We start from the raw sequence: 13,738 nt of genomic DNA, 5'->3' as shown, positions 1-13,738 counted from the left end.
CTAATCAAATAAGGCTTCTGAAAAGTCCTTTGCATTAAAAGTTCGTAAGTCATCAATGCTTTCGCCCACACCAATGAATCTGACAGGTAAGCCGGTTTTTTCAGCAAGAGCAAAAATAATTCCACCTTTCGCTGTTCCATCAAGTTTTGTAAGCGTCAAACCTGTCAGCTCCATGGCATCATGGAATTGTTGAGCCTGGTTCATGGCGTTTTGCCCTGTGCCTGCATCAAGCACCAACATAACTTCGTGTGGCGCTGAGTTATCGACTTTCTGAATAACGCGCTTAACCTTTTTTAATTCTTCCATTAAGTTGGATTGAGTATGCAATCGGCCCGCGGTATCTGCGATAAGGACATCGATTTTTTTTGCAGTTGCAGACTGGATGGCATCAAAAATAACCGCAGCAGAGTCTGCTCCGGTATTTTGCGCGATTACAGGCACTTGGTTGCGCTCTCCCCAAGTTTGAAGTTGTTCAACAGCGGCGGCACGAAAAGTATCACCAGCTGCAAGCATGACTGACTTACCTTCGTTTTGGAACTTCTTAGCCAATTTGCCAATGGTGGTTGTTTTTCCAACGCCGTTGACGCCGACCATCAAAATCACAAAAGGCTTGTGGCTCGAGGTATCAATTTCTAAAGGCTGTGCTACGGGTTCAAGTAACGCCATTAATTGAAGTTTTAAAGCACTTATTAGCGCCTTCGGGTCTTTGAGTTCTTTTCTGGAGACTTGTTCAGTTAGGTTCTGGATGATTTTATCCGTCGCGTCTACACCGATGTCAGCACCTAAAAGAACCATTTCAAGTTCTTCAAGGAGTTCGTCATCTATTTCCTTTTTTCCAAGAATCAAGTTAGCAAGATTATCTGTAAAGCCTTGCCTTGTTTTCTTTAGTCCAGATTTTAGGCGGGCGAAGAACGAGGGAGATTTTTCCTCGGTAATTGCCTGGGTTTTAGATGGGGCATCAGTTTGCGAAAATGTTTCATATGAAACATTTTCTTCAGACATTTGCTCAGCGTTCTCTTCTAACGCTTTGTTTAAGTTGTCTTTTCGTTTTAAAAAACTGAACATTTGGTTCCCTTAAATTTTTTGGTGATCACCAAGAAAAATGATTTAAGTAATCGTAGGGGGCTTTCAAAGCTTCGGTCATACTTAGTTGATAAATATGGGCTATTATAAAGCAAATCAAGGTCTTTTTTAGGGGATTCGAGGCGATGAAGCTTGCGATACATTGGATGTTTTTTGGGATTTTAGCTTTTACCAGTTTTGCTGCGATAGCAAAAAACGATGCGGGCATTTTTGAGTATCAGCTTAAAAACGGTTTGAAGGTGGTTATCAAACCAGATCATCGTGCGCCAGTTGTTGTTCAGCAAGTTTGGTATCGGGTAGGCTCAAATTACGAAGAGAACGGTTTGACCGGCATTTCGCATATGCTGGAGCATATGATGTTTAAGGGAACGACAATCTTAAAGCCTGGAGAGTTCTCTGAGAGAGTCGCAAAGCTTGGAGGGCAAGAGAATGCCTTTACCTCTTCTGACTATACGGTCTATTATCAGGTTGTTGGTAAACAGCATTTAGCAGAAGTCATGAAGCTGGAAGCTGACCGAATGAGAAACTTAGTCATAAAAAATAAAGACTTTCAAAAAGAACGTGAAGTTGTTACAGAAGAGCGACGCTGGCGAATTGAAGACAAGCCAGCGAGTAAACTATATGAGCAATTTAATGCGATTGCTTTCATTAATAGCCCGCCTCACCACCCGACCATTGGGTGGATGAATGATATTCGACATTACACCGCAAAAGATGTCAGGCAGTGGTATCAGAAATGGTATGCGCCGAATAATGCGACATTGGTAGTCGTTGGGGATGTAGAGCCTCAGCAAGTACTTAAGTTGGCGAAGCACTATTACGGTGTTTATAAATCAGGAAAAATTGTGCAGCCTAAGCCTCAAGTTGAGATTCCACAGCAAGGCGAACGAAAAGTTGTTTTAAAGGGGGCAACAAAGGTACCAAGTGTCTTAATGGGATTTCATGTGCCAACACTGGCAACAGCAAAAACGCTTGAAGAAAAGCAAGAAGTTTATGCGCTTTCAGTGCTAAGCAATGTGCTAGATGGAGATGATTCTTCTCGATTAACTAAAGATTTGGTCAGAGGTAGCAAGCAGCTGGCAAGTGCTGGTGCAGGTTACGATGAGCTGTCTCGGCTTGAAACTTTGTTTTTAATGGAGGGAACGCCTTCCAAAGGTGTGACTCCTAAGCAGGTTGAAGATGCATTATGGCAAGAAATAGAAAAGCTACAACGAACACTAATCCAACCGGAAGAACTCAATAGAGTTCTGGCGCAAACAGAAGCTCAGTATGTTTACCACCAAGATTCAATCCAGGCTCAAGCGATGGTTTTGGGGGCTTCTATTTCTGTCGGATTACCAGCAGATACCGATGCTCATTGGATTCAACATTTAAGAACCGTGACGCCTCAGCAGGTTCAAGCGGTGGCGAAGAAGTATTTCTCTAAAGATAAAATGACTCTGGGCATTTTGCTGCCGGACGGTAAGGCGCCAACACAGTCGGGATCTTCGGCGATTAATGCAGGAGGGATTCGATGATGAAACGATTCAGTTTGTATCTGTTGTTAGGAGTGGGGCTGTTATTTTTACTTCCTGCGGAAGCTGCTGTAAAAATCCAACACTGGAATACATCAAATGGCGCTCGAGTATACTTCGTTCAGGCAAATCAATTGCCAATGATGGATGTTGAACTGAAGTTCGATGCTGGCTCTGCAAGAGATGGCGATCAATTTGGTTTGGCCTATCTGACGTCTGCGTTGATAGGTACCTCTACCAGTAAGTTGGCAGAGGATGTCATCAGCTCTGACTTCAATAATATTGGCGCACAGTTCGGTACGGATGCCGGGCGAGATAGTGCTTCTATTTACCTCAGAACATTGACTCGCCCCCAAATCCTTAACCAAGCTTTATCAGTATTTGAGCAGGTGGCATCCAATGCCGTATTCAAACCAGAAATTTTGGATAGGGAGCGTAACCGTTTGTATTTGCAGTTGAAGCAAAAAGCTGTCACGCCATCAGCACTAATGTCTGATAAATTGTGGTCTGAATTGTATGGAAAACACCCTTATGCTCATCCACCTGAAGGTACCCAGCAATCGTTGGAAAAATTGACGGCACAATCGTTGAAAGACTTTTATCGACAATACTACGTTGCCAGTAATGCACAGGTAACCATTGTAGGTAAACTTACCCGAAAGGAAGCTGAGCAAATTGCCACGCGGCTGACACAGGCATTGCCTGAGGGTAAAAAGCCAGCCACTTTGCCACCTCCATTACCACTAGAAAAGGCAGAGGTCGTTCACATTCCATTTACCGCGACACAAACGCATTATGCTTTGGCGCAGATGGGTGTTGAGCGAGGTAACCCCGACTACGCTGCGTTATTTGTGGGGAATCAGATTTTAGGTGGCAGTGGTTTCAGTTCACTTCTCATGGAGAATGTTCGTGAAAAACGCGGCTTGGTTTATGGGGTGTATAGTTATTTTGTCCCGATGAAAGTTGCAGGTCCATTTATCATCAGTTTATCAACTAAAAATGCCAATGAAGAAAAGGCAGATAAGGTCGTTAGAGAAACGTTAGAACATTTCATGAAAGGGTTTTCGGATAAGAAGTTGAAAGCCATCAAAAGCAATTTGATTGATGGTTTTCCGCTAAGAATGGATAGTAACAGCAAACTCCTGGCATATGCTTCGATGATAGGGTTTTATGGGCTACCGTTGGATTATTTGCAGAGTTTTCCGAAAGCCATTTCTAAAGTGACCAAGCAGGATATCTTAAAAGCCTGGTCTAAACATGTACACCCGCCAGCTTTGCTTCAAGTTACCGTTGGGCAAAAGTAGAAGAAACCTGCTTAAAAACAGGTTAAGCCATATCTAGGTTTTCTTGGCAGCAAATACAGTTTCTACCATTGTTCTTAGCTTGATAAAGCATCTTATCTGCTTCTTTCAGTAAGGTGTCGAAATTAATCCTGCCAGATGCGGAGGCAATTCCAAAGCTCGCCGTGACCTGAATGTCGCATTCAGGAAACTGTATTGGTGTGGACTCAATTTTATGCCTTATCCGTTCGGCAATGTCTTTGGTTACATCTAAGGTTAAGCTTGGCAATATCAGTACAAATTCTTCTCCACCAATGCGAGCCACTAAGTCTCCCTGCCTTGAAGTCTCTTGGAGAACCTTTGCAACTTCTATTAAAACAGCGTCCCCCACTTTATGGCCATAGCTGTCATTCACTTGCTTGAAGTAATCAATGTCAACCGAGATTACATTTAATAGTGTTTGCTGAACTTCTGTTGTCGACAAAATAATAGGCAATGCTTTTGTCAGACCTCTACGGTTTAAAACGCCCGTTAAAGGGTCGTTGAGCGCCAAGTCCAATAGTTGCCTATGGTCATGAATCAATATTGATGTCAGGAAGCCGATGGAAACAAGGATGAAGCTTGTCGTCGTGGCTGTAAAGGCAATGGTATAAGCTGTACGTAAACTGTTGAACTCGTATGCCAAGTAGAGTTGGATTGGAGCGGTTATGACGATAACTAATGCACTGAGTGCAATTAATCCACTACCGATATTCTTAAGTTTAATGGCGCGTTTCAGTGAGGCGTAGAAGATAATCGGATAAACAAATAACGCATAGATTGAACCAACCAGTATATGTTGGAAAGCGCCTTCAGCGTGAAATATGGCATAGATCGGGATGATGTGAAGTCCGGCGATGAATGCAATTTTCTTAAGGTCGTCAGAGCATTGTTTTACGGCAATCAACAATAAAAAGCTACTAATAATATAGCCTGTTCCCGGAGGTAGGAACTTGTGAGTCGGACCATAAAGGTCTCTTGCAGCCAGTAAAGTCCAACTGATAATTGCAAACAAGAAAAACAATTTGAACAGTCGAATTGAAGCAACAGGAAGTTCTCTGTTCTGCAAAGAGAAAATGACAAGGAGAATACTTGCTGTAGACGTGATTAAAACGGCATGTAACGCATAAATGTATGTGTGAAAATCTGTTTCTAGCATGTTTTGGACTTAATATTCCAAGAGGTTATGGAGGATTATTTTATATGGCCAATATGTTTAAAATTCTTCAAATCATACTTATTCCAAACAGGTGTTGCAGACCATACCCTGTCAAAAAAGCAATGCTTGCAGCAGCACTACCCATTATCAGTGTTTTTATGACGGAAGTCAGCTTGATTTTTCCTAGGGATAAGCTTTTCATCAAACCGATGGAGAAAAACATGAGCATAGCAATTAACGAGCTTGTAGTGAATTGTGTCGTCATACTTAAACCTAGTATTAAATAGGGTATCAAGGGCGTTATGCCGACGGCGATGAATGCCAAAAAGTTGCCAGGGCTGCGACGGCAGAGTTGGGTTGATTTTTTTGAAAGCCTTTTTGCGGGAAGATTTGTAGAACTTCTTCTTTTTCACCTTCAGGGATTCTTATGTGTCCTTTGGAGTTGGCTGGTTCAATTCTACTTAAAATTTATTAATAAGGAATAAATAAACAGAAAGTTCCTATTGATGAAGAGTGTCTTGTAAAGCGTTGAATTTGGGTATTCCCTTATTAGTAGTACGAATTTTGTATGATAAAATGAATTGATAGAAAAAAATTTACGTAAAAACACCTGTTTGAGGTCTTTAAGAAGATGTTTACAAGACGTCAGTTCATGATTCGTAGTTTGGTTTCCGCGGCGGCTGTTGCATCACTTTCCGGCTGTTCTTGTCGCCAGACTTTAAAAATGGCGATTCATCCGTGGATAGGCTATGAGCCTATTTATTTAGCAGAAGATTTCGGTCTATTGCCTCATGAAATCTCTTTAATGAAAGGGCATAACGCTTCAGAAAGTATTCAGCGCCTTAAGTCGGGGGAAGTAGGTGCTGCTGCCTTGACTCTAGATGAAGTGTTGAGAGCTCGGAATCAAGGCGTTGCTTTGACGGTCGTATTGGTTTTTGATAGTTCTGCAGGAGCCGACATGCTACTGACACGCCCTGATATTTTTGATTTGATTCAGTTGAAAGGCAAGCGAATCGGTTACGAAAGAAGCGCTGTTGGTGAGTTGATGATGTCAAAAGCATTGCAAACGGCTGGATTGCAAGAAACGGACGTCATTAGAGTTAATTTATCGCCGGATAGGCAAGTTAAAGCTTGGAAAAGCAATGAGGTTGACGCGGTGATTACCTATGAACCGACTGCAAGCTTGCTGAAAGATTTGGGGGCAAAAATGCTGTTCGATAGTCGCCAGATTCCTGAAACCATATTTGATGTGTTGGCGGTCAAAACTGACGTGTTGGAAAATTGCCCAACAGTAATCAAGGAGTTGGTCAAGGCTGACTTCGATGCGCTGGTGCGTATGAACACTAACTTGGGCGATGCAATTTATCGTATCGCTAACCACGAAAACATTTTGCCGAATGATATTAAATCTGCATTAAGAGGTGTGATTTTGCCGAGTTTGGCGACCAACAGGAATTATTTGAGACGAGGGTCATCTTTTTACCGTGCCGCTCAGACATTGAATGAGCTCATGTATGAAAAAGGCATGATTTCTCGTCTTGATGATTTCAATAAACTGTTATCAAACCGATACTTACCGGAAGATAATGTATGAATTTTTTGCACAAGAGGCTTCAGTCTATACTGTTTGTTTTTATCAGCTTATGGAGCTGGTCTGCTTGTGCGCACCTGAATTTGGATTCCAACCTGAATTTAGGTGTCTATGCCTATCGCGAACCTGAAAAAACGAGACAACAGTACCAGCCATTGGTTGACTTCTTAAACTCACAAGTGTCCGGTTTTCATATTCACCTACAAGTACTAAGCAATGAGGCGTTAAAAACCGCATTGCACCGTCATGATGTTGATTTGTTGTTGGTCAACCCAAGTCTTTATGAGATTGTTCGAAACGAAAATAGCTTAAGTGGTGCGATTGCTACTGTGCAGCGCTCTCGGAATGGCATAACGACCAGTAGCCTTGGTGGTGTGGTGTTCACACAGGCAAACCGAAAAGACATTAAACAGTACAAAGATTTGCTAAATAAAGTCATTGCCATTCCTTCCACCAGCAATATGGGCGCTTATCGTATACCTTTGTTTGAGCTGAAAAAGCGTGGCCTGAAAACAGATGAAATCAGATTTCATTCTGTCGGCACCAATGATGATGTTGTTAAAAGTGTTTTGACAGGCAAGGCGGATGTCGGTTTTGTTCGAACGGGTATCTTGGAAAGCTGGCAAGATGAAGGCAAGTTAAAGCTAACACAGATTAAAGTCATACATCCCCGTAAGTTGATGGGGTTTCCTTATTTGGTGTCCACGCCTTTGTATCCTGAGTGGCCATTCGTTGTGTTGTCGAATGTAGATGAAAATAAGACTCGACAGTTGATTGTGGCGTTGTTCAAGTTTAAGCCGGATGCAGACTATGTTAAGAAGTTTGGGGTTGCCGGCTTTGTTCCACCATCAGATTATTTGCCAGTACAAAATTTATTGAGGTCGCTCCATTTGCCGCCTTACGATGCATTACCAGAATTCAATTGGGAGGACTTCTGGGCGGTCTATCACGTTCCAATATTGTTGTTGCTGGTACTGTTTATCGTCGTTGTGATTGCATTGCTGGGTACGGGAGCCCTAAGTGCAAGCTTGAAAGAGCAGTCAAACAGACTGTATGGGATTATCAAGGCAACTCGTTCCGGTAGTTGGGAGTGGGACATCGCATCCGGAGGTCTGGTTATCAATGAGAGATGGGCAGAAATTGTCGGCTACAAGTTATATGAGTTAGAACCTATTAACATCCATACTTGGGAGCGTTTTGTTCACCCAGATGATTTAAAGAAAGCGAATGAACTTATTCACGAGCATTTTGCTGGAAAGTTGGATTATTACGAAATGGAACTTCGTATGCGGCATAAGGATGGTCGCTGGATTTGGATATTAGACAGAGGAATGGTCACGCGTTGGTCGACAAAAGGCGACCCGATGAAAATGGCGGGAACCCATGTTGAAATCACTAATCTGAAAAAACATGAAGAGCAACTTAAGCTCAATGCTACTCGTGATGAAGCGCTGCTACGTTTGCCTCAGTTGATGGAGTCTTCTACAGAGGCCGATTTCCTGTCTGCGGCTCTTGAGCAAGTCAAAGAGATGGTTCGAAGTGAATTGGCATTTGCCCACATCATCATCCCCGGTAAAAATTCAGAAGAAGCGCACTGGTCCGAGTGCTCTTATCCTGTGTGTAAAACGCATATGGATCAGCAGTTCTCTATCGTGTTGACTGAAGTCTGTCATCAAATTGTGGAATTCGGACAAATGTATTCTAAAGAGGGCGGGGCGGATTTATTCTTGATGCAACGCGACCTGACGACTCAGCCGGTCAATGTTCGTCGTTGCTTTGTGTTGCCTATCTTTGAACAAGATAACGTCATTATGGTATTTGGCATGGGAAATAAGGCTGAGCCTTATGATGAATCGGATATTGAAACGGTACGTATTTTGGGGAGTGAAATTTGGCGCTTGATTGAGAATAATCGTATTCAAATGAAAGCCAACCAACAGCATCAGCAATATCAGCGTCTTGTTAAAGAAATCGGTGACAACTATGTGGTGTTTTCGGTCAGTGCCGATGAAAATATTATTCAGTATGCCAGTGACAGCCTTGAAAAGGTTTTTGGGGTGTCAAAAGAGAAGGCACTTGGATTATCTTGGCCAAACATGGTTGAGTGGAATGAAGATTCTGTGCAAGAGGTTCTGGGTTACAAAGAAGCGATGCGCAGAGGGGAGCTGGACTTCAAAGAATACTATATGCGCTTTACCCACCCGATTAAGCATGAAGAACGTATTATCCACGTCATGTTGCACGCCGTGAGAGATGAGCAGGGTGTTTTGATTGGTACAGATGGTCTTATTGAGCACGTGACCGATAAAATCAAAGCCGAAAGGGAATTAAGGCAAGCCGCCAGTGTGTTTGAGTACGCACAGGAAGGGATCATGATTACCGATGCCAAGGCCAATATTCTGGATGTTAATGAAGCCTTCGTTCGAATTACGGGCTACGAGCGGGAGGAAGTCATTGGGCAAAAACCGAATATTCTGAATTCAGGACGCCAATCAACGACATTTTATGCTGAATTGTGGAAAGAGCTCTTTATGGGCGGGCAATGGTCTGGTGAAATTTGGAACCGCCGTAAAGATGGTGAAGAGTACCCTGAAAAAGTTACCATTAGTGGTATCTTTGATAAAGATGGCAATGCGATTCAATATATAGCACTGTTTTCCGACATCAGCTTACAGAAGCAGCAGCAAGCTCAGCTTGAGCATATTGCGCACTATGATAGCTTAACTGGATTGCCGAACCGCTCCCTGCTTTCCGACCGTATTTCCCAAGCGATGGCTTACTCCAACCGACACCATTTACAAATGGCGGTAGTATTTATTGATCTGGATGGATTTAAAGCCGTCAATGATGTTTATGGACACCAAGTCGGGGATAGACTGCTTGTAGAAATCGCTAAACGTTTTGAGCGCTCACTACGCGAGTCAGACACCATCGCCCGCTTAGGGGGAGATGAGTTTGTTGCTGTTATTTCTGACTTTAAACAGCAGAAAGAACTTGAAGCAGTGCTCAAACGTTTGTTGGCAGATGCTAATGAACCTGTGACAATTGGTGGTTCCAAATTGGGCGTTTCAGCCAGTATCGGGGTCAGCTTTTACCGCCAAGGTGCAGATTTGGATGCAGATCAGATTATGCGTCAGGCTGACCAAGCGATGTATCAGGCAAAACTCAGGGGCAAAAACCAAATTTTTATTTTCGAAGAGTCTTCGAAAATTGCGCAAAGCGCTGATTTGTTGGCATTGGAAAAGGCAATGGAGAACAATGAGCTTTGCCTTTATTATCAACCTAAAGTCAATATGCGCACAGGAGAAGTGCTTGGATTTGAGGCTTTGATTCGATGGGAACACCCGGAGAAAGGGTTGCTTTTACCCGCATCATTTTTAACGCTTCTTTATGACCATCCTTTGGCCAATAAGCTCGGCTATTGGGTGATAGAAGAAGCGATGAAACAAATGTGTGTTTGGTTTCAAGCAGGCAAAAATATTTCGGTGAGCGTCAACGTTGAAGGTAGTTTGCTACAAGATGCCAGGTTTGTAACTCAGTTGAAAAAAATGTTGGAGACGTACCCTAATGTTAAACCGGGTTGGCTGACGTTGGAGATATTGGAAAGCTCTGCCATTGAAGACTTGTTCACCGTATCGCAAATCATCATTGAGTGCCGCAAACTGGGGGTTTATTTCTCGATAGATGATTTCGGCACCGGCTATGCTTCATTGACCTATCTAAAAAGCTTGCCTGTCCATGAGTTGAAGATCGACCGGTCTTTTATCAAAGACCTTGCCAGTGATTTACAAAGTTTGGCGATTATGCAGAGTCTGGTCAGTATGGGGCAGGCTTTTAACCTCAAGGTTATTGCTGAAGGTGTTGAAAATGATCAACAGGCAGCGATGCTACTCAAGTTGGGGTATGAGTTAGCTCAAGGATACCGTATCGCCCGCCCAATGCCATCCGCGAATGTTCTGGATTGGTTGAATGCCTGGCAGGTTTTTCCACACTGGCAGCTTGTAGAGAAAATCAAAGATGCTAAAGGGCTGGCACTGGTTGCAATCATCGCCGAGCATAAAGCCTGGGTGGAAATGATTAAACGCTACGTTGAAACCGCATCAAAAGAATTGCCGCCACTTCACCCGAGTGAGTGCCGATTTGGGCGCTGGCTGCAAGGTGAAGGTACGTCTGTTTTGGGCATGCACCGAGATGAAATCGAGAGTCTGCATCAAAGTGTGCATGTGGTTGGTGAAGAGGCGGTAGCCTTGAAGAAAATCGGTGATATTCAGAGCGCCAGAAAAGAATTGAGTGAGCTGGAAAAACTGAAGAATCAAATCGTGTCTATCATAGAGCAATTGATTTCTGAGCGCGGCGAAGAGCTGTTTTCCGAAGAGATGAATCAATCCTAATCAAAATCTGCCAGGTTGGGGGTGATGGCTTTGCGTTAAAATAACCGTTTCTGTTGCACGTAAAGAAATTAACACGGCAAAAATATCTAAGCATCATGTCAAAATCCAAAAGAAATTCGCATCAAACAAAGAACTCGACGCCCGAAGGGGTAAGTCGAGCAAAAACTGCCAGGTTGGGTAGAGATGATATCGTTCATCAGAAAAACGAAATGGGCGAAGTACGGATTATCGGAGGAGACTTTAAGGGGCGCAAACTCCCTGTTCGCCAAGCGCAAGGCCTAAGGCCGACTTCTGATCGTATTCGTGAGACATTATTCAATTGGTTGCAATTTGAAGTGCCGGGGGCGAGTTGCTTGGATGTGTTTTCCGGTTCTGGTGCCTTGGGGTTTGAAGCCTTATCGCGTGGTGCAGCGAGTGTGGTGTGTTTGGAATTGTCCGCGCAAAACGCCAATCAACTTAAGGCCAATCAGCAGTTACTCAAGGCAGAAAACATCAGTATTATTCAAGCGGATAGTTTGGCTTGGCTGGAAAACCACACCGAAAATCCGTTCGATATTATTTTTATCGACCCGCCGTTTCATCAAGGACTGATGCAGCAGACACTGGATAAGTTGTTTGGAAAGGGTTATGTCAGCGATTCGACGTGGTTGTATCTGGAACAGGAAAAAGCGCTTGATTGGCCGAAACTGCCGGATGGGTGGACATGCTACCGGGAGAAAACGACCTCTCAAGTCCGTTTAGGGCTGTGGTGCATTGAGCGTTGAACTCAATCTTTCGCTCCGTTTAATCTCTCAATAAAGCATCTAGCTGATCGACAGCTTCAATCCACTCGGCATCATCGGCAAATGCTTCGACAATAAATGCGGCCTGACCGTCATTCCAGAAATCCGCCTCAGCAAGTGGTACGGATAAAGGCAACGGTTTATGCATCTCAACAAAGGCTTCTACTTCCGCTTGTTCATTTGGCAAACCCAGTTGCTGGAACAGTGTTTCCAGTGTGTGTTCAGAAACATCCATATCGCCTCCTTCGATGGTTAGCTTTCACTTTGCGTTGACCTCATGATACTCCTTAATCAACATGCATCGCAATCTGAAAAGAATCCCGGTATGATAGTCACCATTAAATATAACTGGTTTGAATTATGAGTATTACCGCTGTTTACCCGGGAACGTTTGACCCGATTACCAATGGGCATTTCGACCTAATAGAACGCGCTGCGCACTTTTATGATCGCTTGATTATCGCTGTCGCGGATAACCGCAATAAGAACACTTTGTTTACCTTGGAAAAGCGAGTCGAGTTGGCACGTTTGGTGACGCAAGGCATTCCGAATGTCGAAGTGATTGGGTTCAGCGGTTTGCTGGTAGATTTCGTGCAGTCGGTGAAAGGAAATGTTCTCCTGCGTGGGCTACGAGCCGTGTCTGACTTTGAGTATGAGTTTCAGCTGGCTTCCATGAACCGTAAGCTGGCACCGGAAATCGAAACCATGTTTATGACTCCGGCGGAGCAGTATGCGTTTATCTCTTCCAGCCTGGTTCGTGAGATTTCTGCATTGGGTGGTGATGTTACCGAGTTTGTTCACCCTCAGGTGGCACAAGCTTTGCAGCAAGCGCAAAACCTTTAGCCTAGTCTTTAGTGGCAACGCGCTGCCAACGTCCTTCGACTTGGTGCATTTCATACTTTGCCCAGCGCGCAAATTCCTGGCGCGTGATGCAGTCGTTTTTCTTCTTTTCCTGCCCGGCAATTTGCTTGAAGATGACGTAATCGGTATTTGAGTGGTCATCGTGACCTTCATCTATGATTTTCCTCATGCTCCAGTTGCTGCCAATCTTTCCATTGCTGTAGACGCCGCCTAAGTGAATTTCTTCCGGCACCATGTTGTGTTGCTTCTGGCTGTGATACACCAAATCCAAAATGCGGTTCAAATCGTATTCGTTGATGTCGACAAAAGAGTCGATTTCTTTCAGGGCTTCAATGAAATCCTGGTGAGAAAGTGATTCAAAATCGGATTGAGCGACAGGTACTTGTTTTTGTGTTTGTTGTAGATAGGCAGGGTAACGACGCCAGTAAAACAAGCCGTTGAACAACATGGCAACCCCGAAAATCACCACTAGGTTCAAAAGCACGGGTGTGAGCATAAAGCCAAACCCAAGGTGCTGAACGGCATCACCGGCGACTACCGCTGTTAAGGCTGTGGCACCACCGGGTGGATGGATGCATTTCAGGTAGTACATCAGACCAATACTAATCCCCACCGCAAGGCTTCCTGCCAAAATCGGATCTTTTATCCAAAGTGCGCAAGCAACGCCCACAAAAGCTGACAGCAGGTGGCTACCAATCAATGGCCATGGCTGGGAGAGAGGGCCATGCGGCACGGCAAACAACAGCACTGCCGAAGCCCCCATTGAGGCCACAATGCCCATGCTGGCCGCCCCTGGAATATAATGATGACTCACTGCCATAATACAGAAAATAGCGATGAAACCGCCCAGTGCAGAGATGATCTTTTCGCTATGGCTCACCGGAGTTTGGCTGACCCCAAAGAAGTGTGAGATATTGGCGATAAGCGGAGAGTTGTTTTTCGATAGTTTCATAAAGACAGCGACCTTGCTGAAAGTTTTGTCGTCGTCGATTCTAGCCTTTTTTATTTGCATTGCCAAAAATTCTCATTTAGAATGCC

11 protein-coding genes are annotated in these 13,738 nt (G+C 44.0%); 6 read left to right on the top strand and 5 right to left on the bottom strand.

The genetic code is table 11. The features are described from left to right. Window positions 1–1,065 carry a signal recognition particle-docking protein FtsY gene (ftsY, locus tag HVMH_RS10530; protein ID WP_029912255.1) on the bottom strand — a complete coding sequence of 355 codons (1,065 nt, stop codon included), beginning with the start codon at window positions 1,063–1,065 and terminating at the stop codon, window positions 1–3. 143 nt (window positions 1,066–1,208) lie between these two features. Here ftsY and HVMH_RS10525 point away from each other — a divergent pair, with 143 nt between their 5' ends. Next, entirely contained in the window at window positions 1,209–2,600 is a 1,392-nt protein-coding gene (locus tag HVMH_RS10525) for a M16 family metallopeptidase (protein ID WP_232087769.1), read from the top strand. Next, a complete protein-coding gene (locus HVMH_RS10520; protein WP_232087768.1) occupies window positions 2,597–3,901 on the top strand; it encodes a M16 family metallopeptidase in 1,305 nt (434 codons plus the stop codon). The genes HVMH_RS10525 and HVMH_RS10520 overlap by 4 nt, the downstream gene beginning before the upstream one ends. A gap of 22 nt (window positions 3,902–3,923) precedes the next feature. On the opposite strand, the gene HVMH_RS10515 is transcribed toward HVMH_RS10520, so the two are convergent. Continuing rightward, window positions 3,924–5,075, bottom strand: a complete 1,152-nt coding sequence (locus HVMH_RS10515; RefSeq protein ID WP_051623107.1) for a GGDEF domain-containing protein — start codon at window positions 5,073–5,075, stop codon at window positions 3,924–3,926. A gap of 67 nt (window positions 5,076–5,142) precedes the next feature. Next, entirely contained in the window at window positions 5,143–5,400 is a 258-nt protein-coding gene (locus HVMH_RS10510; RefSeq protein WP_081822760.1) for a VIT1/CCC1 transporter family protein, read from the bottom strand. Between the two features lie 306 nt (window positions 5,401–5,706). On the opposite strand from HVMH_RS10510, the gene HVMH_RS10505 reads away from it, so the two are divergent. From HVMH_RS10505 to rsmD, 3 genes are all read left to right on the top strand, one after another. Further along, window positions 5,707–6,669: an ABC transporter substrate-binding protein gene (locus tag HVMH_RS10505; protein ID WP_051623108.1), complete on the top strand. Its 963-nt coding sequence runs from the start codon at window positions 5,707–5,709 to the stop codon at window positions 6,667–6,669. Beyond that, on the top strand, window positions 6,666–11,057 hold the full coding sequence (locus HVMH_RS10500) for an EAL domain-containing protein (RefSeq protein ID WP_051682476.1): 4,392 nt from the start codon (window positions 6,666–6,668) through the stop codon (window positions 11,055–11,057). Before HVMH_RS10505 ends, HVMH_RS10500 begins: the two co-directional genes overlap by 4 nt. Window positions 11,058–11,152: 95 nt before the next feature. Next, a complete protein-coding gene (gene rsmD, locus HVMH_RS10495; protein ID WP_232087767.1) occupies window positions 11,153–11,821 on the top strand; it encodes a 16S rRNA (guanine(966)-N(2))-methyltransferase RsmD in 669 nt (222 codons plus the stop codon). 19 nt (window positions 11,822–11,840) lie between these two features. Here the strand turns inward: rsmD and HVMH_RS10490 are convergent, their stop codons facing one another. Further along, window positions 11,841–12,074 carry a DUF2789 family protein gene (locus HVMH_RS10490; protein ID WP_029912275.1) on the bottom strand — a complete coding sequence of 78 codons (234 nt, stop codon included), beginning with the start codon at window positions 12,072–12,074 and terminating at the stop codon, window positions 11,841–11,843. A gap of 125 nt (window positions 12,075–12,199) precedes the next feature. Between HVMH_RS10490 and coaD the strand changes: the two genes are divergently transcribed. Next, window positions 12,200–12,682: a pantetheine-phosphate adenylyltransferase gene (gene coaD, locus HVMH_RS10485; RefSeq protein WP_029912283.1), complete on the top strand. Its 483-nt coding sequence runs from the start codon at window positions 12,200–12,202 to the stop codon at window positions 12,680–12,682. A gap of 1 nt (window position 12,683) precedes the next feature. On the opposite strand, the gene HVMH_RS10480 is transcribed toward coaD, so the two are convergent. Continuing rightward, window positions 12,684–13,712 carry an HPP family protein gene (locus tag HVMH_RS10480; RefSeq protein WP_232087766.1) on the bottom strand — a complete coding sequence of 343 codons (1,029 nt, stop codon included), beginning with the start codon at window positions 13,710–13,712 and terminating at the stop codon, window positions 12,684–12,686. Window positions 13,713–13,738: the final 26 nt, after the last annotated feature.

Origin of the sequence: Hydrogenovibrio marinus, from assembly GCF_013340845.1 — a bacterium.
Classification (GTDB): Bacteria; Pseudomonadota; Gammaproteobacteria; order Thiomicrospirales; family Thiomicrospiraceae; genus Hydrogenovibrio; species Hydrogenovibrio marinus.
The sequence above is the reverse complement of the archived record's forward strand: the minus strand, read 5'-3'. Positions and strand labels throughout refer to the sequence as shown.